Here is a 19894-nt window from a genome sequence, read left to right as displayed (position 1 = left end):
GCAGAGTATAAACTAGGTATTATATTTGCACCTGGCAAGTCCTACACAACTAGCTCCTGTTGAACTCCTCCAGGGCGGGAACGCAGCAAAGGTAAGCGGTCGTAGCAGTGTGATGTAGGTAGCTTGCCTTTTTTTGTGTCCAATACTCAAATCTAATCATCTCAATAATAGGTTGTTATGAATAAAGTTGTTCTTGTAACCGGCGGTTCTAGCGGTATAGGAAAGTCTATTTCTATTTATCTTAAAAGTAAAGGTTATACCGTTTATGGAACGAGTAGAAATCCTGGTAGCTATCCAGACAGTCCTATTGACCTTGTTGCCATGGATGTCAAAGACCCAATATCTATCGAAAAAGCTGTTGCGGAAATTATCAATAAAGAAGGTAAAATTGATGTTCTTATTAATAACGCTGGAGTAGGAATTACTGGTCCGGTTGAAGAAACGCCTATTGAAGAAATACATGGCGCGATGGATACAAATTTCTATGGTCCATTACGAGTGCTGCAAGCCGTGTTACCATACATGAGAAAACAACAATCTGGTAGAGTTATTAATATAACCAGCATTGCTGGGTATATGGGATTACCTTATCGAGGTATTTATAGCGCTAGTAAAGGAGCTTTAGAAATCGTTACCGAGGCGTATCGTATGGAGTGTGCTCATTTAAATATACATTTTAGCAATGTAGCGCCGGGAGATTTTGCTACTAATATTGCAGCAGGTCGTTTTCATGCTCCGGTTGTAGAAGGTAGTGATTATGCTACTGGATATTCTCAAACTTTAAAGCTTATTGATGAGCATGTCGATGATGGTAGTGACCCTATGGAAGTCGCCTATAAGATTTATGATGTCCTACAAGAAAAAAATCCTGGAATACACTATAAGGTTGGTAGTTTTTTACAGAAATTTTCGATTGTCCTCAAAAAAATCTTGCCTGAAAAGCGTTATGAAAAAATGCTCAAGAAACATTACAAGCTTTAAAAGTCTTTAGTCAACTCTTCTAGAGCATCAAGTTGTAAAATTTTGATGTTTTTTCCTTGTGTTGTAATGTAACCTTTCTTTTTAAAGTCAGATAATAGCCTAATGCATGATTCTGTTGCGGTGCCTATAGCTGCGGCGAGATCTTCTCTAGAAAGAACTAAGGTTAAATCACCCGATAAAGGATCTTCACCAAATTGTTTTTTTAGATATAATAACGCTTGCGCTAGACGCTGTTTCACGGTCTTCTCAGATAAGTTGACAATCATGTCATCAGCAATTCTTAATTCTGTAGCCATATTTACCAATAACTCTTTTACAAAAAGAGGATTGTGAGCGATTCTATTTTTAATAGCAGACTTAGGTATAAAACACACTTCCATATCGTTAAGTGCCGTAGCGCTTAAATTTGCATTTTCATCACAGACTATAGATCGTTGCCCTAAAATCTCACCTTTAGAAGCGATTTTTACAATTTGGTCGCGACCTGAGGCTGTTATTTTAGATAATTTTGTAGCTCCATTGCGCACGCAGTAAATACCACTTAAACGTTGCCCTTCTTTAAAGATCATATCTCCTTTTGATACAGATTGTAGCTTTTTAGTTGCATTAATTTCAGCAAGGTCTTCTGTATTCAATACTCTTAATGCATTGTATTGTCTAATGACGCAGTTTTCGCATTTTGTACTCATGGTATTATCAGATTAGGCAGTTACAAAATTAAAGAATGTTGATGAGTGAAGTCTATTTCCTAATGTGATAATTATCATGTTTTAAATCTGTTTTTAAAATGACATTTGCAATAGGTATAATGAGCAAATAAATAAATTATGGATAATTGTTTCCATTGTGGAGATCCATGCACAGAACAAACTATCATACATGATGATAAGAAGTTTTGTTGTAATGGTTGCAAACTGGTTTATGAAATACTAAGTGATAATGATCTAGGCAATTATTATGATATCGAGAATAATCCAGGTACATCTCCTTCTTTTTCAAAGGATAAATTTAACTTTCTTGAAAATGAAGAAATAGTTCAAAAATTACTAGAGTTCAATGAGCAAGAGGTGCAAGTGGTACAACTATCCATACCATCGATACATTGTAGTTCTTGTATTTGGGTATTAGAAAATTTACAACGTATTCATCATGGAGTTAAGTCTTCTCAAGTAGATTTTCCTAAAAAAACAGTAAGAGTTACCTTTAATTCAAATGAGTTAGATCTTAAAGCACTGGCAATATTATTAGCCTCAATAGGTTATGAGCCTTATATATCGCTTGATGATTATGAAGAAAAAGATAAAAAAGTTGATCGTTCTTTAATCTATAAATTAGGTGTAGCGGGATTTGCTTTTGGGAATGTTATGTTTTTATCGTTTCCAGAGTATTTTGAGGTACAAGAATTTTGGTTAGATCAGTTTAAAGGGCTTTTTCGTTGGATGATGTTTGCGTTTTCATTACCAGTCGTATTCTATGCAGGTATCGATTATCTTAAATCTGCTTATAAAGGAGTTACATCAGGTGTATTAAATATTGATATCCCTATAGCCTTAGGGATTATCGTGTTATTTGTCCGCAGCACGATTGAAATTGTGTTTGACTTAGGAACTGGGTTTTTAGATAGTCTTACGGGTTTAGTATTCTTTCTATTACTAGGTCGATTTTTCCAACAACGTACCTATGCATACCTCTCTTTTGATAGAGATTTCAAATCTTATTTTCCAATAGCCGTAACTAGATTGCTTAAAAAACATGGTCAAGTAGAAGAAGATCAAGTACCTATTTATAAAATCGAAAAAGGAGATAGATTGTTAATACGATCAGGTGAGATTTTACCAGTAGATGCTGTTTTATTAAGTGATAAAGCATCGATGGATTACAGTTTTGTAACGGGTGAATCTGATCATATCACTAAATATTTAGGAGAGGTACTATATGCTGGTGGTAGACAGCAATCAGGACTTATCGAGGTGGAGGCTATAAAAAATGTAGAGCAAAGTTATTTGACCAGTCTGTGGAGTAATGATGTTTTCAAAAAGAAACGACACTCTAGTTTTCAAACACTGGTTGATCGTATCTCAAAAAAATTCACAGTTACCATTATCAGCGTAGCTGTAATAGGTGCTTTAATATGGTTATTTATTAATCCATTAACTGCTATTAATGTATTTACTGCAGTTTTAATTGTTGCCTGTCCTTGTGCAATAGCTTTATCTACTCCATTTACAATGGGTAATATGTTGCGCATTTATGGCAATATGGGCTTATATCTTAAAGAATCTGTAATTATCGAGCGTATGTCTCAAATAGATACGATTGTATTTGATAAAACAGGAACGATTACAACTAGTTCTGCCTCACAAATAGAGTATAAAGGAGAACCACTAAACGAAAAAGAAGAAAAGAATCTTGCTAGTACATTACGCGGTTCTAATCACCCATTAAGTAGAGCTTTGTATAATGAACTCAAAAAAAATGATATTTTACCAGCTTTAGATGATTTTAAAGAGGTAGCCGGTAAAGGTCTTATTTCTAGAATAGATAAAGAAGTCATTAAAGTAGGGTCTCCGTCATTTACATCATCACAAGCCACACAAGAAGAACATATAGAGACCGCAGTTCATGTTAATTATAATCAGCATTATAAAGGGAAATACACTTTTAAGAATAAGTATAGAACAGGTGTAGATGAACTATTTGAACGTTTGTCTAAGGATTATAAATTACATGTTGTATCTGGTGATAATGCCGGAGAAAAAGAACATCTTAAAGATCTGCTGCCATCTGGTGTAGTTCTTAAATTCAATCAACAACCAGAAGAGAAACTTAATTATATCAAAGAACTTCAATCACAAGGCGCTCGAGTAATGATGGTAGGAGATGGTTTAAATGATGCTGGTGCACTCGCACAGTCAGATGTAGGTGTTTCTATCGCCGAAAATGTGAACGTATTTACACCAGCCTGTGATGGTATTATGGACGCGAGTATTTTAGGCAGAATGGATGAGGTGATTACGCTTTCGCGAAAAGCAGTAAACATTATTAATTGGTGCTTCATCCTATCATTATTCTATAATATAATCGGAATATCAATTGCTTTAAGTGGAAACTTAACACCAGTAATGGCGGCGATTTTAATGCCAGTGAGTTCATTGAGTGTTGTGGCATTTACAACTATTATGACTAATTATATGGGTAGAAAATTTTCTAATAAAACTTCTCAAAACTGATAATTGTCATGTTTTAAGGAAGGCTATAGAAATATTTTTGTAACGATAATTCAAAGAGGTATGAGTATCATATATATGTTATTAGCAGTGAGCGTTGTGGTAGCGCTACTATTTTTTGTTCTATTTATAGTTTCTGTAAAGGATGGACAATATGATGATACGTACACGCCTAGTGTGCGCATGCTATTTGATGACGAAGTCGTTAAAACTAAAGAAGAAAACAACCAAATTAATTCAAAATAATTATGCAATTAGAACAATTCCATTACGATAATAAAATCGTTAAGAATTTCCTGTATGCTACCATACTTTGGGGTGTAGTAGGGATGACAGTCGGTTTATTACTGGCGTTTATGTTTCTTTTTCCTAACCTTACAGATGGCATTTCATGGCTTAGTTTCGGTAGGTTGAGACCTCTTCATACTAACGCGGTGATATTTGCCTTTGTAGGTAACGCTATTTTTGCCGGTGTATATTACTCTACTCAGCGCTTACTTAAAGCACGTATGTGGAGTGACTTTTTATCTAAAGTTAATTTTTGGGGATGGCAATTAATTATCGTTGCTGCGGCGATTACCTTACCATTAGGTATGACCTCTTCAAAAGAGTATGCAGAGCTTGAATGGCCTATAGATATAGCAATTGCCTTGATTTGGGTAGCGTTTGGTGTGAACCTTATCGGTACACTTATAAAGAGAAGACAGCGTCACCTTTATGTAGCAATCTGGTTTTATATAGCAACTTTTGTAACGGTTGCAGTATTGCATATTTTTAATAGTATGGCCTTACCAGTTAATATGTTTAAGAGTTATTCTGCATATGCTGGTGTGCAAGATGCTCTTGTTCAATGGTGGTATGGTCACAATGCAGTAGCGTTTTTCTTAACAACACCATTCTTAGGTTTGATGTATTACTTTGTGCCTAAAGCTGCAAACAGACCAGTTTATTCATATAGATTATCTATTATTCACTTTTGGTCTTTAATATTTATTTATATCTGGGCTGGTCCTCACCACTTATTATATAGTGCCTTACCAGACTGGGCACAAAACCTAGGAGTAGCCTTTTCTGTAATGTTAATTGCACCATCATGGGGTGGAATGATTAATGGATTACTGACACTGCGTGGTGCATGGGATAAAGTACGTACTAGTCCTGTGTTGAAATTTATGGTAGTAGCTATCACAGGTTATGGTATGGCAACCTTTGAAGGGCCTATGTTGTCACTTAAAAACGTAAATGCGATAGCTCACTTCTCTGACTGGATTATTGCTCACGTTCATGTTGGTGCACTAGCATGGAATGGGTTTATGACATTTGGTATCATATATTATTTAGTTCCTATACTTTTCAAAACAAAATTAGCATCTACTAAACTTGCTAACTTCCATTTCTGGATAGGTACTTTAGGTATTATTCTTTATGCATTACCTATGTATGTAGCAGGATTTGTTCAAGCATTTATGTGGAAACAATTTAATCCAGATGGTACACTTGCTTATGGTAACTTCTTAGAAACCGTTAATGAAATCATGCCTATGTACTGGATGCGTGCTATAGGTGGTACGTTATATATCGCTGGTATGCTAGTATTAGTGTACAATGTGATTATGACGGTAAGACAAGGTAGTACAGTTACAGATGAACTAGTTGAGGCAGCACCATTAACTCGTGTTTCTAAGAAAAGAACAGCTAGTGAAGGATGGCATACCTGGTTAGAAAGAAAGCCTTTAAAAATGACCTTGTATTCAACAATCGCTATTTTGATCGGTGGATTGGTTCAAATAGTTCCTTCATTAATGGTAGATGATTATATACCAGTAATTTCTAGTGTGAAACCATATACTCCATTAGAATTAGAAGGTAGAGATATCTATATCAGAGAAGGTTGTGTAGGATGTCACTCGCAAATGATTAGACCTTTCCGTAGTGAGGTAGAACGATATGGAGAATACTCTAAGGCTGGAGAATATGTATACGATCATCCATTCTTATTTGGTTCAAAAAGAACAGGACCAGATTTAATGAGAGTAGGTGGTAAGTATAATGATAACTGGCACTTAAATCACTTTTATGATCCTCAAACAACCAGTTCAGGTTCTATAATGCCATCATATAAATGGTTAATTGAAAATGAACATGATCGCAGCCAGACGCAGGATAAGATGGAGGTAATGGTAAGTCTAGGTGTTCCTTATTCACCAGCAGATATTGAAAATGCTCCAGAAACGATGGCTTCTCAAGCACTGAAAATAGAAATGAGTTTAATGAACGATCCTGACTTTGCAAAAATATATAATGCAGACAAAAAATATGCAGAGGAAAATGGAGAAGAGTTTATTGAAATGAGAGATAGAGAAGTGGTTTCTATTATCGCGTACTTGCAACGATTAGGAACCGATATCAAGGTTAAAAATGCCGAAGATTTAAGTGTTAATCAAAACGACTAAGCCATGCTCAAATTTATAAAAGGAAATCTTGAAGCGATAGAAGGCGTGTCCATCTATCCGATTATATCACTACTTATCTTTTTTACTTTTTTCACATTATTATTTGTTTATGTGTTTACAGCAAAAAAAGATCACATCAATACCTTAAGTGAGATGCCACTAAACGAACCAATTAAAACCCAAGAAGATGAATAAATCAGCACTTTTTAGAATAATCATTTTTATGATTCTAGCTTTAGTTCTATTTGAACTAGTAGCTGGTAAAGAAGGTACTTGGGCAGTACAAGAATACCCTTTAATATGGCTTATCCTAGGTGTGTTATTTTTATGTGCATATCTATTAGAAACTAGTGTGAAAACTCTAGAAAGAGTACTATACAATACATTAAGTGATGAAGCAAAAGAAAGATATGATGCAGCTACAATAGCACGCAAAGAGCAAGAATTTGCAGGTATTAAAAAGACTTATGCAAAAATGCTAGGAAGTAAACCTATTGAAGATGAAGGTGAGATAGAGCTAGATCATAATTATGATGGTATACGTGAGTTAGATAATAACTTACCACCATGGTGGGTTTATTTATTCTATGCGACCATTCTTTTTGGTGTCGTTTATCTTACTAAATATCATGTTTTTGATATAGCACCAGATCAAGCTGAAGAATACTTGCAGGAAGTAGCTGTCGCAGAAAAAGAAATAGAAGAATACAAGAAAACGGCAAAAAACCTTATAGATGTTAATACCGTGACTCTACTTACTGATGCATCTGACCTTAAAGCAGGTAAAAGCATCTTTCAAGACAATTGTATAGCATGTCACAAAGCCGATGGTGGTGGTGGTATAGGACCTAACCTTACAGATAGACACTGGATCTTAGGCGGTGGAATTAAAAATGTATTTAATACAATTAGTGAAGGTGGACGAGACGGTAAAGGTATGGTGTCCTGGAAAGCAGATTTATCTCCTAGCGAGATGGCACAAGTTGCAAGTTATGTGATGTCTTTTCAAGGTACAACTCCTGCAGAACCTAAAGAAGCAGAAGGTGAAATTTGGGAAGATCCAGATGCACCTAAAGACGTAGCACCAGTTGCACCAGAAACTCAAGTAGATTCTACAGCAGTAACGTTTAACGATTAAGTTTAAAGAACGATAAAATGGAAACACCAGAGAATGAGGTTTTTAGAGATAGCATCGGTACCATTAATGAAGATGGTAAGCGTAACTGGTTGTACCCTAAAAAACCAACAGGTAAATTTTATGACTACCGTAAATGGGTAAGTTATGGATTACTAGCATTTTTACTGGCCGCTCCGTTTATTAAAATAAATGGCAACCAGTTCATTATGATGAATGTACTGGAAAGAAGATTTAATATTTTCGGATTTCCTTTCTGGCCACAAGACTTTCATCTATTTGTTATAATGATGATTATCGGCGTGGTGTTTGTCATCTTTTTTACAGTTGCCTTTGGTAGAATTTTTTGTGGCTGGATGTGTCCACAAACCATTTTTATGGAAATGGTCTTCCGTAGAATTGAGTATTGGATAGAAGGTGATCGAGGAAAACAAATCAGATTAGATAAACAAAAATGGGATGCCGAAAAAATACGTAAAAAAGGAACTAAATGGTTCATATTTGCAGTCATCTCTTTTATCATCGCAAACGTATTTCTTGCCTATTTGATAGGTAGCGACCAGCTGTTTAAATATATTAAAGATGGGCCATTGGCTCACTTAAGTACATTGTTATCATTAATCATTTTTACTGCAGTATTTTACTTTGTGTTTGCATGGTTTAGAGAACAAGTTTGTATAATCGCCTGTCCCTATGGTAGATTGCAAGGTGTATTATTAGATGATAAATCTATTATTGTTGCATACGATCATAAAAGAGGTGAAAAAGAGGAAGGTCGTGCCTTATTTAAAAAGAATGAAGATCGTGCAGCAACAGGAAAAGGTGACTGTATAGATTGTGGGCAGTGCGTTCAGGTATGTCCTACAGGAATAGATATTAGAAATGGTACACAACTAGAGTGTGTTAACTGTACGGCATGTATTGACGCCTGTGATCAGATTATGGAAAAGGTAGACCTTCCTAAAGGTCTGATACGCTATGCAAGTGAAGATAATATTACTAAAGGTAATAAATTTGAATGGACACCTAGACTTAAAGGTTATGTCGCAGTTCTAGCTATTTTATTAGGTATATTTTCTGGTATGATGCTACTGCGTAATGATGTAGAAGCACGAGTTTTAAGATTGCCTGGTTCATTATATGAGCATAAAGGAGAAGACGTGATTAGTAACGTGTACACCTATAAATTGGTGAATAAGACGATCGTTTCTATCGATGATATTCATTTTAAATTATTATCCCATAAAGGAGATATTAATCTAGTTAAAAATCAAGGTTTTAGTATAGCAAAAGAAGGTCTTGCAGAAGGGACTTTATTTATAGAACTAAAAACAGGTGCTATTAAAGGTGATAAAGAACGTGTGGAGATAGGGATCTATAGTGGTGATGACTTGATAGAAACAACGACTACATCATTTTTAGGGCCTAGAAGTTATAAATAGAAAATTATTGAATTAGTAAACGCTTTCGCGAAAGCGTAATAACGATAAACATTACCATCATGAAATTAAATTGGGGAACCGGTATAGCGATTGCGATAACACTTTTTATAGGTTTTATAATGGTGATGGTTGTAACGATGCTTGCAGATAAAGGTTTTGACCACGATATGGTCACAACTGAATATTATAAAAAGGAATTACTATTTCAACAAGAAATTGATGCAGAACAAAACGCAAAGAATCTGGGTGAAATAAATGGTATGAAAACTACCACTGGATGGGCTATTGAGTTTCCAGAAAGCATTAAAGAAACTGAATTTAAAGGAACAGTGTCCCTATATAGACCGTCAGATAAGCAACTAGATTTTGACTTGCCTATTGTCTTATCTGGTAATTATTTGCTCATACCTGACAATCGCTTAATCGACGGTCGATGGGACATTCTTATAACGGGTACCTTAGATGGTAAACCGTTTAAATATAAAGAATCTATAATCTATTAATATGTTGTGGTCTGGTTTCATATTAGGTTTATTGGGCAGTTTCCATTGTATGGGAATGTGTGGTCCTATAGCCTTTTTGTTACCGGTAAATCATAAAAACCCAACTCAAAAAGCATTTCAAGTTAGTGTTTATCACGCTGGAAGATTATTTGCTTATGGCTTGATAGGTTTTTTATTAGGCTTGCTAGGTAAAAGTTTTGACCTTTTTGGGTGGCAACAGCAATTGAGCATTGCAGTGGGAATAGCGATGATAGTAATGGTAATAACTACCTATTTCATAGGTATGAATTTTACAGTTACTAAACCGTTATATAGACTGGTAGGTAAATTAAAAAGTGCGATGGGTAAGGAGCTGAAAAAGAAAACTTATGATGCTTTTTTTACTATGGGCTTTTTAAATGGTTTATTACCATGTGGATTGGTATATATGGCAGTTATAGGAGCAGTGGGATCTGGAAATGCAATGGAAGGTGCTGCTTATATGATGTTTTTTGGATTAGGTACGGTGCCATTAATGACCGCAGCCGTTTATTTAGGTAACGTGATATCTGTAAAAGTGAAGACATTTATGAGAAAAGCAGTTCCTGTATTTGTTATCCTAATTGGATTACTTTTTATCGTGAGAGGTCTAGGTCTAGGTATCCCATATCTATCGCCTAAAAATATGAAGAATCAACAGTCTGCGCAGCAGTCTTGTCACACACCTATAGTTTTAAATACAAATCAAAAATAAAAGTTATGAATATGTTACCTCTAGTAGATTGGACCATGGGAGCAGTTTTAATAGGTGTGTTTGCACTGGTATGCGTCGCACTGGTCGCGATAGTTATGAATATGATGAAAACAGATAAAACAAAGGATGAAAGTACTAGGGCTGAATAAGTCCGTAGTGAGAATGTTTCAGGGCGAGCTGTAAGGCTGGTCATGATTTATTTTGGTTAATTGGTTGAAAGAGGTATTCTGTTTAGAGTACCTCTTTCTTTTTTTACAATCCTAAATGTACACGTGGAAACGAATAATATTAGAGCAAAAAAAATCTCCCAGTTAAAGGAGATTTTTTGAGGTGATTAAATTTATTTACCATATTAAATCGTCATAGAAAATAATTGTGTGTTCGGTTTTTTACGTTTTAACCTAAGATCAAAAGCCATACAAATATTGCGTACAAATGGTCTACCTTTTTCAGTAACGCTTATACTATTGGATTCTAGTATAAGCAATCCGTCTTCTTCCATCTCTTTAAGACTAATTAATATATCTGGAATCTCTTCAAAATATAATTTTCCATTCTTTTCCCATTGGGTTTCAAAGTGACACATTAAATTCAGGATGTGTTTTCTGATGATTAAATCTTCATTGTTTAATAAATGTCCTCTATAAACTGGAATTTGATCTTGATCTAGTAACTTTTTATATTCTGTAATACTTTTTACATTTTGAGAAAATCCATACCAGCTATCACTGATAGAAGAAACTCCTAGACCTATCATAGCTTGTGTACTACTAGAACTATATCCCATAAAATTGCGATGTAACTTTTTTGTCTCCATAGCTATGTGCAACTCATCACTAGCCAGCGCAAAATGATCCATGCCTATCTCAATATATCCAGCGTCTTCTAGCATTTTTTTTCCGATCTCATATTGAGCTCTTTTTTCATCTGGACTAGGTAAGTTATCCTGACTAAAACCACGTTGCCCGTTACCTTTTATCCATGGCACAAATGCATAACTATAAAAGGCTATACGATCTGGTTTGAGTGCTATCGTTTGTTTAATAGTATGTATAACATGTTCTTTTTTTTGAAAAGGAAGGCCGTAAATTAAATCATGTCCGACAGAGGTGTAACCTATTTCTCTTGCGTTAAGTGTAGCGTTTAGAACATTCTCAAATGGTTGCACTCTGTGAATAGCCTTTTGGACCTCTAGGTTATAATCCTGAACTCCATAGCTTACGCGATTAAAACCTAATTCAAATAAAGTCTTTAAGTGTTCTTTTGTTGTGTTATTAGGGTGTCCTTCAAAACTAAGAGCCACATTTTTTGCTTTATGAGCATTTTTAAAAATTCCATCAATGAGAATTTGTAAATTTTCTGGAGAGAAAAATGTCGGAGTTCCTCCACCTAGATGTAATTCACTGATGATAGGAGTTTCATCTAATAGTGCCAAGTATAATGACCACTCTTTAAGCACATTTGATATGTAAGGTAGCTCTACATTATGATTTACGGTTATTCTTTTATTACAGCCACAAAATGTACACATCGCTTCACAGAATGGTAAATGAATGTATAAGCTGATTCCTTCTTTTTGATTAGATTCTTTAATGCTTTTTATAACAGAACTTTCCCAATCTGATTTAGTAAAAGAATTCTCTTCCCAGTAAGGTACTGTAGGATAACTAGTGTAACGTGGTCCAGCCACATTGTATTTTTGAACGAGTGAAGACATACCTGATTTTTAATATACACACCTCTTAAATGAGTCCTATGTGTGCATCGTTTAAGGATTCAAAACTAGCAGTATACCTATTTTAAAAAAATGACAATTGTCAGCTCTTAAGTTCTTACAAAAGATTTTTGATGTTTAGTGATATACTGGTATTGATTTAATATTTTTACGACAATTCATAAAAAAGAATCATTGGAAGATTACTATCTATATTTCAAGTCTTTACATCTTATTTTTATTGTAACATGGTTTGCAGGTCTCTTTTACATTCCTAGGTTATTCGTTTATCAAATTGAGGCTCATCAAGAACAAGAACCAGCAAAATCAATCTTGTTAAAACAACTTCAATTAATGACACGTAGATTATGGTATATCATATCATGGCCTAGTGCTGTTCTAGCCACTTTATTTGCAATTTGCTTGATTTATATCAACCCATCGATAATTGAAGCTCAATGGATGCAGGTTAAATTGGGATTTGTGCTGTTACTTTTTATATATCACATAAAAACCCATTTTATCTTTAAAGAATTAGAGAACAAAATAGTAAAATGGACATCAAACGGAATGAGATTGTATAATGAAGGTGCGACCCTTATCTTATTTGCAGTAATATTTTTAGTGATACTTAAAAGTGCTATTAATTGGATTTATGGAGTAGTCGGTATTTTCTTGCTAGCGGCTATTTTAATGATTCTATTTAAGATCTACAAAAGGTATCGAGAAAAAAGTTAATTTTTAAACACTGAATTTCAATTAGTTATAGAATTTTTTTGATTCTAGTAATAAAGAGATGTTGTTAAACGGCTTTTAAGTATTTTTCATCGAAAACTGATTTTTTTATCAAAAGTTAATATTTCAACCTGTCTTAACGAGATACCTTTGCGGCGTTAAAAAAAATAACTCCCAAATGAAAAACGTATTATTCGTTTTGTTAATTCTATTCTGTAGTCAATCTATCGGTCAGGTTGGAATCAATACAGATACACCTGCTCCAGACGCTGCTTTAGATATAGAAGGAACTGATAAAGGTATATTGATACCACGATTAGATCTGTCAGATTTATCTACTATAGCACCTGTTACTGGTGGTGCTACAGAAAGTCTACTGGTTTATAATACAAATACCACTACTGGTAAAGGTTTTTATTTTTGGTCTGGTGTCGAATGGGTTCCTGTAGGTAAAGGTTTATACTGGGAAAAAGACGGTAATACTGGAACAACACCTGGTACATCAACTGGTGAGAATTATTTAGGGACTAAAGACGCACAAGATTTAGTTATCGCTACTAATAGTGCTGAGGTGATGCGAGTTACTAGTAATGGACAAGTTTTGGCTTCTAACGCAGGATCTGCGGCAGCACCTACTTTTTCTTTTCATTCAGACAGCGATACAGGTATCTATTCTGAGGGAACAGATAAGTTAAACGTGAGCGCGGCAGGTAATAATATGGTAGAATTTGATGGTGGATCTAATCCTCAGACAATTCTGAATCCTACTAATTCAGACGTAGATACTCGCATCGCTTCACAAGGAGAATCTCATATGCTTTTTGTAGATGCTGGTACAGACCGTGTCGGAATTGCAAACAGCAATCCACAAGCAACACTTCATGTCGGTGGTACTACTAGTACAATTAGAATAGATGCTCTTAATTCTACTAATAATGTTAATAATAAAGGATCTGTTTCGACACCAGTATTTGTAGATGCAAATGGTGAGTTAAGTATTCAAGGTTCAAACGTCATTACTCAATTAGTAGAAGATAATACAGCGTTTTTATCTACACCTGTGATTGTAGACAATACATCAAGTGGTAGAACAATTACAGAGCTTTATGCTACAACGGTTACTTTAACTAGAGACGCACTTATTGAAGTGGTTTATCAGGCAGGTGTAACTATAACGGATACATCAAATGCTTTTATTTATGATGGAAGACCTAGAATCTATAGAATATTTGTAGAAATAGATGGAAGAAAAGTAGCTTATAAAGGAGATGCTTACACCAGTAGAAGTACGACAGGAACGACTATAGTGAATGGACCATTTTACCTTAATGGTAATGGTTATGTTCAATTGCCTGGATCTACTACGGGAACGACGCATGAAATTAAAGTATTTGCAGAGGTTTATGGAAACACTGCCTCTACTAGGTGTTCTTATGGTGGTAATGGAGATGACATTTTTCAAGTTCTAGTAAGATATTAATATTATGAGCTTGAAAAATATATATACAATCTTATTGTTTTCAATGAGCTTTCTATCTGCTACAGCTCAAATAGGATTTGGTACAAGTGGACCACAGCCAGAAACATTGATGGACGTTTACTCTGTTGATAAAGGTTTGTTATTACCACGTATCTCGATTAATGATTTTGATAGTTTTAATTTGCCTGTAGGTTCGCAAACAGAATCTCTCTTACTTTATAATACTAATGCTACTTTAGGTAAAGGTTTTACTTACTGGAATGGTAGCTCTTGGAATCATGTTAATAATAACTTTTTTTGGAGTACTTATGGCGATGATAACTTGTCTAGTTCTAATTTTTTAGGCACGGCAGATAATAATTCCTTCATTATAGGTACAGCAGGTTTACCTCGCTTACACTTTACAACTGGCCAACGGTTAGTTGCTCATAATAATGGTACGATATCTAATCCGTCATGGTCTATGATTAATACGGGAATAGGTGCATATAGTTTGGGAAATGATTTAAGAATAGGTCTTGACGGTAAAGACTATATATCTGCAGCTGCGAGTAATGCTGTAGTTATAAACCCATCTCAAGAAAATATCGATTTATCTATTCAAGGGAACACAACGCCAGTGCTCCAAATGGATGCTAGTTTAAACAGTTTAGGGATAGCGTCTGCATCACCTATTGAAGCTTCAATGCATGTACAAGGAGCATCTAGTACTGTAAGATTCAATAATCTGTCATCTTCCCATATGAATAATAATGGAGTTGATAAATCCTTATTATATGTAGATCAGGATGGTGAATTAACACTGGAATCTACGCCGCATGTTACTCAATTACCACAATTTGAATTTGAATCTGCATATCTTTCTTCAACTGTAAATGTACGTAGTACGACGTTAGGAGCACAGACGGTTGTATTACATAGTACGACTGAAGAGCTTTTTGAAGACGGGTTATTAGAAGTTGTATATCAAACATCCGTTTCGGTTAGAAACTATTCAGGTGGAGCAATTAGTGATGGTAGTCCTAGAAAATATGGGATAAGAGTGAAAGTTAACGGTCGTGTTATAGGTCAGACCTCAAAAATGTATACTGCTGACGGTACAGGTGGTGCTATAGCTTCAGGATTTATGTATTTAAATGGTAAAGGATATATGCCACTTTCTGGTAGCTCATCAGGAAGTACTTATGCTATTGACGTAGAGCTTTTTGTTGATGGTGGTGGTGGCAGCACATGGTATAGTATTGGTTCTTCTTCAAATGACTTTTTTGAAGTTATTGTCCATTATTAGAACGCTTCCGCGAAAGCGTAATTAAAACCAATTTACTTCTTAAAAGGCTCAACCAACTGCTCGCCAAAACTATCTGGATAGTGTTCATCGCCATGAAATCCTAATTCTAGATGAGCATCGTGATAAGGAACATGAGCAGTGCCAAAAAGGTAATCCCAAATACTTAAGGATAATCCATAATTTACACCGTACTTATGGTCAGCAGGTAAATCTCGTGCATGATGCCATAAATGCATTTTAGGATTATTGATAATGTATTTTAAAGGACCATAATCCCAACTCAAATTTGCATGGTTTAAATGTCCGATAAAGACACTGAGCATATGGACTATAAAGAATTGTTCAATACCAAAGCCTAACATAGCTAATGGTATGTATTGAAGACTTTTATAAATAATAGTTTCCATAAAATGAAATCTAAATTGTGCCGCAAATCCCATCTCTTTAATGCTATGGTGTACTTTGTGAAACTCCCATAACCTAGGCACGCGATGTAATAAACGATGGATGTTCCATTGTATAAAATCTGCAATAATAAACATGATAAGCAACTGGCTCCATACGGGAAGGCTACCCAATTCGATGGCAACTAGATTTTCAATTCCTATACTTTTAAGACCATCATTAAATGCTGCAACGGCAACATTTGAAATAGAGTTATAACCGACTAAAGAGAATAAAAAGAAATTGAAAAACAAATAAAATAGATCTAACCAAAAATCACGACGTAATACCTTCTGATCCTTGCGCCACGGCTTTATAATTTCTAAGGTAAATACTAGTAATGAAAGTCCCACTAGCCAATAAAAATAGTTGGTCCATGATGGCGTGGTGATTTCTTTAACGAGATAATTCCAATAATCAGAAAAGGAATTAATAAATAGATCGATATAATCTTGCATGTATGTAATGTCGTTTTATAATGTATAAAATTACTACTTGTTGCACTTACTACAACGTTATCTCAATATTAGAAATCTATTCTAGTATAAAGTACTGTCTATCCTTTATTTTTGAGCAAGTAAAATTAAATTCATGAAAAACTCCATTCTCTTTCTATTTTTAATATTAGTAATTTATTCCTGTAAGACTGAGGTTGAAAGTAAAACCATACCACTAGAAAAAGAGCAGGCTCATTATGACTGGAGTGCAGCAAATGTTTATTTTCTACTGACAGATCGTTTTAAAAACGGTGATGTTTCAAACGATACCATTATAAACAGAAATAAAGAGACAGGTAAATTACGTGGATTTAAAGGTGGAGATTTTGCTGGAATCATTGAAAAAATAGACGATGATTACTTTACAGATTTAGGAGTTAATGCCATTTGGTTAACACCTATCTGGGAACAAATTCACGATGGTGTTGATGAAGGAACTGGATATTCTTATGCCTTTCACGGCTATTGGGCAAAAGACTGGACTGCGGTAGAACCTAGTTATGGCACACAGGCAGAATTTGAATCATTAGTTCAAAAGGCGCATGATAAAAATATAAGGATTTTACTAGATGTCGTTATAAATCATACTGGACCTGTGACAGATATGGATCCTGTATGGCCAGCAGGTTGGGTGCGTACAGGTCCTTCTTGTACCTATCAGGATCAAGAAACTGCTGTAAGTTGTACATTAACTGATAATCTACCAGATATAAGAACGGATAGTAAAGAAGAAGTAGAATTACCAGAACATTTGGTTCAAAAATGGAGACAAGAAGGCCGCCTTGAAGCAGAACTTAAAGAGCTAGATGACTTCTTTAATCGCACAGGATTACCACGCACACCGGTTAACTATATTATTAAATGGGTTACTGATTATGCTCGTGAAACTGGTGTCGATGGATTTAGAATTGATACGGTAAAGCATGTAGAAGAAGAGGTTTGGAAAGTCTTTAATGAACAAGCCACTATAGCTTATGAAGATTGGAAGAAAGCCAATCCTGAAAAGAAAATCCACGACGATGCATTCTTCATTCTAGGAGAATTATACGGTTATGAGGCGAGTGGTGGTAGAAAATATTTTTTCAATGATAACCCAGTAGACTATTTTGATTATGGCTATGACGCGATGATTAATTTTGGTTTCAAGAGACATGCCATAGCGCCATATAAAGAGCTATTTAAAAGATATGATGGCTTTAGAGATAGCTTACTTCTAGAAAACCCTAAAGACCCTGCTTATTTTATGAATTATATCAGCAGTCATGATGATGGTCAACCATTTGATGCAGCTAGAGAACGTACATTTGAGAGCGCTACTAAGCTATTACTCTCACCAGGAATGACTCAAATCTATTATGGTGATGAGATAGCAAGACCTCTTATCATAGAAGGAACTCAAGGCGATGCCACATTAAGATCCGTTATGGACTGGGATACTATCGATAAAGATTTATTGAGCCACTGGCAAAAATTAGGTAAGTACCGTAACAATCATCCTGCGGTAGGCGCAGGCAGCCATCATTCCCTAGAACATGATGGACCGGGAACCATTTTTGCTAGATGGTATGATAAAAACGGTTTTAAAGATCAAATAATCGCTGGAGCAGGATTAAAAGACGGTAGTATAACCATAGACGTTACTCTTGTTTTTAAACATCTTACTCAATTACGTAATGCTTATACGGGAACAATTTTAGATGTGATAGATGGAAAAGTTACCGTTCAAGTTAATCGTGGTGTTATGCTGCTTGAATCTTTTTAAAAGCATTTAGTAATTGAAACATTATTGAATTTATGGCATTTTGTTAACGCATTGTTTTATCATTGATTCAGAATTTTGTCAGAAGAATAGATGGTACTGTTATGAATAAGCTTAAAATTTGGAAAAATAAATACACTAAGTTCAAATTAAAGTTAAGTCCGCAGCAGAATCTCTTTTATGGTTTCTTTACTTATGTCATAGCGGGATTTATTTTACTATCTCTTCCATGGTTGCAAAAAACGGATGTAGCATTTATAGATAACTTATTTACCGCAACTAGTGCAGTGTCTACTACAGGTCTAGTAACTGTAAGTATATTTGATTCCTATAATATTGCTGGTCAACTGGTGATCATGACATTATTTCAATTAGGTGGGATAGGATATTTAACCTTTACAACTTTTATGTTATTATCCACTACCAGACGTATTACTCACTGGCATAAAAAGTTATTGAATTGTGAGTTTACCTTACCTGTGACCATTAAAATTAAAGATTTTTTAAAGTCCGTTATTCTCTTTACAGTTATTATGGAAACCATAGGTGCTATTCTATTTTTTATAGCGTTTTATAATAATGGTATGCCTGTAGGTGAATCAATTTGGAACTCTATTTTTCATAGTGTTAGTGCATTCTGTACGGCAGGTTTCAGTCTTTTTAATAGTGGATTTACTGGCTATGTAGATGATGGCTTTGTAAACTTTATTATTGCTTTTCTGGCAATCGCAGGCTCGTTAGGCTTTATAGTTGTGACGGATCTAGTACTATGGATTAAAGATCGTACTCATCAATTAAGTTTTACGTCACGAATCATATTTATAGGCTTTGCATTTTTGTTAAGTTTTGGATTTGTATTCATGTATTTCTTTGAGCCTACAATCACTGTACTGGATGGAAGTGCCAGATTATATGCAGCTTTTTTTCAAACCATGTCTGCGATGACCACAGTAGGATTTAATACTGTTGATTATGGATCCTATTCTATACCTATCATACTCGTCACCATATTTTTAATGTATGTAGGTGCCTCGCCATCTGGTACTGCTGGTGGAATAAAAATAACAACACTATCCGCCGTATTTGCTATCATGAAAAGTAGACTTAGAGGCTCAAAAGAAATAACTTTTTTAGGCCGTAAGATTCTTTTTGAACGATTATACATCGCGACGTCATCTTTTATCTTTTATACTAGTTTAATTTTTATTTTCACTTTGGCACTTACGTTTACAGATGATTTCAGTCTAGAAAAATCTTTGTTTGAGGTCAGCTCTGCATTAGGAACCGTAGGATTAAGTATGGGAATAACAGGTGATTTATCTAGTATCGGTAAGATGTTACTGATCATGATTATGTTTATCGGTAGATTAGGAGTCTTGACTTTTGGGCTTGCTATTTGGTCTAAGTCTTTACAGAAAGAGCAGCCTCGACATATGGAAGATGATATTGCTGTTTAGAAATTGAGGTTTGGCAATTACGCTTTCGCGTAAGCGTAATTATTAT

The 19894-nt window shown here is 34.9% G+C and carries 18 protein-coding genes and 1 other RNA gene; 16 read left to right on the top strand and 3 right to left on the bottom strand.

The genetic code is table 11. The features are described 5' to 3' along the window. The first annotated feature begins 32 nt into the window (after positions 1 to 32). Positions 33 to 132: signal recognition particle sRNA small type (ffs, locus tag ACJJVI_RS13130), an RNA gene on the top strand. A 45-nt stretch (positions 133 to 177) separates the two neighbouring features. After that, on the top strand, positions 178 to 981 hold the full coding sequence (locus tag ACJJVI_RS13125) for an SDR family oxidoreductase (protein WP_317291130.1): 804 nt from the start codon (positions 178 to 180) through the stop codon (positions 979 to 981). Here ACJJVI_RS13125 and ACJJVI_RS13120 read toward each other — a convergent pair. Then, complete coding sequence (locus tag ACJJVI_RS13120; protein WP_405352295.1) at positions 978 to 1670, bottom strand: Crp/Fnr family transcriptional regulator; 693 nt, start codon at positions 1668 to 1670, stop codon at positions 978 to 980. The genes ACJJVI_RS13125 and ACJJVI_RS13120 overlap by 4 nt on opposite strands. 138 nt (positions 1671 to 1808) lie before the next feature. Between ACJJVI_RS13120 and ACJJVI_RS13115 the strand changes: the two genes are divergently transcribed. The 9 genes from ACJJVI_RS13115 to ACJJVI_RS13075 are packed head-to-tail and all read left to right on the top strand — an operon-like array spanning position 1809 to position 10623. Continuing rightward, complete coding sequence (locus tag ACJJVI_RS13115; RefSeq protein WP_405352294.1) at positions 1809 to 4211, top strand: heavy metal translocating P-type ATPase; 2403 nt, start codon at positions 1809 to 1811, stop codon at positions 4209 to 4211. Between the two features lie 60 nt (positions 4212 to 4271). Next, positions 4272 to 4454: a cbb3-type cytochrome oxidase assembly protein CcoS gene (ccoS, locus tag ACJJVI_RS13110; RefSeq protein ID WP_036581079.1), complete on the top strand. Its 183-nt coding sequence runs from the start codon at positions 4272 to 4274 to the stop codon at positions 4452 to 4454. A 2-nt stretch (positions 4455 to 4456) separates the two neighbouring features. Next, complete coding sequence (ccoN, locus tag ACJJVI_RS13105) at positions 4457 to 6661, top strand: cytochrome-c oxidase, cbb3-type subunit I (protein WP_036581076.1); 2205 nt, start codon at positions 4457 to 4459, stop codon at positions 6659 to 6661. Between the two features lie 3 nt (positions 6662 to 6664). Continuing rightward, entirely contained in the window at positions 6665 to 6856 is a 192-nt protein-coding gene (locus ACJJVI_RS13100; RefSeq protein ID WP_036581074.1) for a hypothetical protein, read from the top strand. Next, positions 6849 to 7799, top strand: a complete 951-nt coding sequence (locus ACJJVI_RS13095; protein WP_405352293.1) for a cbb3-type cytochrome c oxidase N-terminal domain-containing protein — start codon at positions 6849 to 6851, stop codon at positions 7797 to 7799. The genes ACJJVI_RS13100 and ACJJVI_RS13095 overlap by 8 nt, the downstream gene beginning before the upstream one ends. 17 nt (positions 7800 to 7816) lie before the next feature. Next, positions 7817 to 9238 (top strand): cytochrome c oxidase accessory protein CcoG, encoded by a 1422-nt coding sequence (gene ccoG, locus ACJJVI_RS13090; RefSeq protein ID WP_036581069.1) that lies wholly within the window; start codon positions 7817 to 7819, stop codon positions 9236 to 9238. 59 nt (positions 9239 to 9297) lie between these two features. After that, on the top strand, positions 9298 to 9741 hold the full coding sequence (locus tag ACJJVI_RS13085) for a FixH family protein (RefSeq protein WP_317291134.1): 444 nt from the start codon (positions 9298 to 9300) through the stop codon (positions 9739 to 9741). A 1-nt stretch (position 9742) separates the two neighbouring features. Further along, positions 9743 to 10474: a sulfite exporter TauE/SafE family protein gene (locus ACJJVI_RS13080; protein WP_036581066.1), complete on the top strand. Its 732-nt coding sequence runs from the start codon at positions 9743 to 9745 to the stop codon at positions 10472 to 10474. Positions 10475 to 10479: 5 nt separating this feature from the next. Further along, on the top strand, positions 10480 to 10623 hold the full coding sequence (locus tag ACJJVI_RS13075; RefSeq protein ID WP_170062954.1) for a hypothetical protein: 144 nt from the start codon (positions 10480 to 10482) through the stop codon (positions 10621 to 10623). A gap of 203 nt (positions 10624 to 10826) precedes the next feature. On the opposite strand, the gene hemN is transcribed toward ACJJVI_RS13075, so the two are convergent. Then, positions 10827 to 12191, bottom strand: a complete 1365-nt coding sequence (gene hemN, locus ACJJVI_RS13070) for an oxygen-independent coproporphyrinogen III oxidase (protein WP_405352292.1) — start codon at positions 12189 to 12191, stop codon at positions 10827 to 10829. A 192-nt stretch (positions 12192 to 12383) separates the two neighbouring features. On the opposite strand from hemN, the gene ACJJVI_RS13065 reads away from it, so the two are divergent. From ACJJVI_RS13065 to ACJJVI_RS13055, 3 genes are all read left to right on the top strand, one after another. Then, positions 12384 to 12926 (top strand): CopD family protein, encoded by a 543-nt coding sequence (locus ACJJVI_RS13065; protein ID WP_405352291.1) that lies wholly within the window; start codon positions 12384 to 12386, stop codon positions 12924 to 12926. 175 nt (positions 12927 to 13101) lie between these two features. Continuing rightward, positions 13102 to 14403, top strand: coding sequence for a hypothetical protein (locus ACJJVI_RS13060; RefSeq protein WP_405352290.1), 1302 nt, complete (start codon positions 13102 to 13104; stop codon positions 14401 to 14403). 10 nt (positions 14404 to 14413) lie between these two features. Further along, positions 14414 to 15691 (top strand): hypothetical protein, encoded by a 1278-nt coding sequence (locus ACJJVI_RS13055; RefSeq protein WP_405352289.1) that lies wholly within the window; start codon positions 14414 to 14416, stop codon positions 15689 to 15691. Positions 15692 to 15723: 32 nt separating this feature from the next. Here ACJJVI_RS13055 and ACJJVI_RS13050 read toward each other — a convergent pair whose 3' ends face one another. Beyond that, positions 15724 to 16593, bottom strand: a complete 870-nt coding sequence (locus tag ACJJVI_RS13050) for a sterol desaturase family protein (protein WP_036581053.1) — start codon at positions 16591 to 16593, stop codon at positions 15724 to 15726. A gap of 133 nt (positions 16594 to 16726) precedes the next feature. On the opposite strand from ACJJVI_RS13050, the gene ACJJVI_RS13045 reads away from it, so the two are divergent. Further along, on the top strand, positions 16727 to 18394 hold the full coding sequence (locus ACJJVI_RS13045) for an alpha-amylase family glycosyl hydrolase (protein WP_405352288.1): 1668 nt from the start codon (positions 16727 to 16729) through the stop codon (positions 18392 to 18394). A 101-nt stretch (positions 18395 to 18495) separates the two neighbouring features. After that, positions 18496 to 19848, top strand: a complete 1353-nt coding sequence (locus tag ACJJVI_RS13040) for a TrkH family potassium uptake protein (protein ID WP_405352287.1) — start codon at positions 18496 to 18498, stop codon at positions 19846 to 19848. Positions 19849 to 19894 lie beyond the last annotated feature (46 nt).

Origin of the sequence: Nonlabens sp. Asnod3-H03 (assembly GCF_045063665.1) — a bacterium.
GTDB classification, from domain to species: Bacteria; Bacteroidota; Bacteroidia; order Flavobacteriales; family Flavobacteriaceae; genus Nonlabens; species Nonlabens ulvanivorans.
The sequence above is the reverse complement of the archived record's forward strand: the minus strand, read 5'-3'. Positions and strand labels throughout refer to the sequence as shown.

Coding starts and splice junctions, on each gene's coding strand:
- ACJJVI_RS13125 (WP_317291130.1), top strand. CDS start 178: ATGAATAAAGTTGTTCTTGTAACCGGCGGTTCTAGCGGTATAGGAAAG.
- ACJJVI_RS13120 (WP_405352295.1), bottom strand. CDS start 1,670: ATGAGTACAAAATGCGAAAACTGCGTCATTAGACAATACAATGCATTA.
- ACJJVI_RS13115 (WP_405352294.1), top strand. CDS start 1,809: ATGGATAATTGTTTCCATTGTGGAGATCCATGCACAGAACAAACTATC.
- ccoS (WP_036581079.1), top strand. CDS start 4,272: ATGAGTATCATATATATGTTATTAGCAGTGAGCGTTGTGGTAGCGCTA.
- ccoN (WP_036581076.1), top strand. CDS start 4,457: ATGCAATTAGAACAATTCCATTACGATAATAAAATCGTTAAGAATTTC.
- ACJJVI_RS13100 (WP_036581074.1), top strand. CDS start 6,665: ATGCTCAAATTTATAAAAGGAAATCTTGAAGCGATAGAAGGCGTGTCC.
- ACJJVI_RS13095 (WP_405352293.1), top strand. CDS start 6,849: ATGAATAAATCAGCACTTTTTAGAATAATCATTTTTATGATTCTAGCT.
- ccoG (WP_036581069.1), top strand. CDS start 7,817: ATGGAAACACCAGAGAATGAGGTTTTTAGAGATAGCATCGGTACCATT.
- ACJJVI_RS13085 (WP_317291134.1), top strand. CDS start 9,298: ATGAAATTAAATTGGGGAACCGGTATAGCGATTGCGATAACACTTTTT.
- ACJJVI_RS13080 (WP_036581066.1), top strand. CDS start 9,743: ATGTTGTGGTCTGGTTTCATATTAGGTTTATTGGGCAGTTTCCATTGT.
- ACJJVI_RS13075 (WP_170062954.1), top strand. CDS start 10,480: ATGAATATGTTACCTCTAGTAGATTGGACCATGGGAGCAGTTTTAATA.
- hemN (WP_405352292.1), bottom strand. CDS start 12,191: ATGTCTTCACTCGTTCAAAAATACAATGTGGCTGGACCACGTTACACT.
- ACJJVI_RS13060 (WP_405352290.1), top strand. CDS start 13,102: ATGAAAAACGTATTATTCGTTTTGTTAATTCTATTCTGTAGTCAATCT.
- ACJJVI_RS13050 (WP_036581053.1), bottom strand. CDS start 16,593: ATGCAAGATTATATCGATCTATTTATTAATTCCTTTTCTGATTATTGG.
- ACJJVI_RS13045 (WP_405352288.1), top strand. CDS start 16,727: ATGAAAAACTCCATTCTCTTTCTATTTTTAATATTAGTAATTTATTCC.
- ACJJVI_RS13040 (WP_405352287.1), top strand. CDS start 18,496: ATGAATAAGCTTAAAATTTGGAAAAATAAATACACTAAGTTCAAATTA.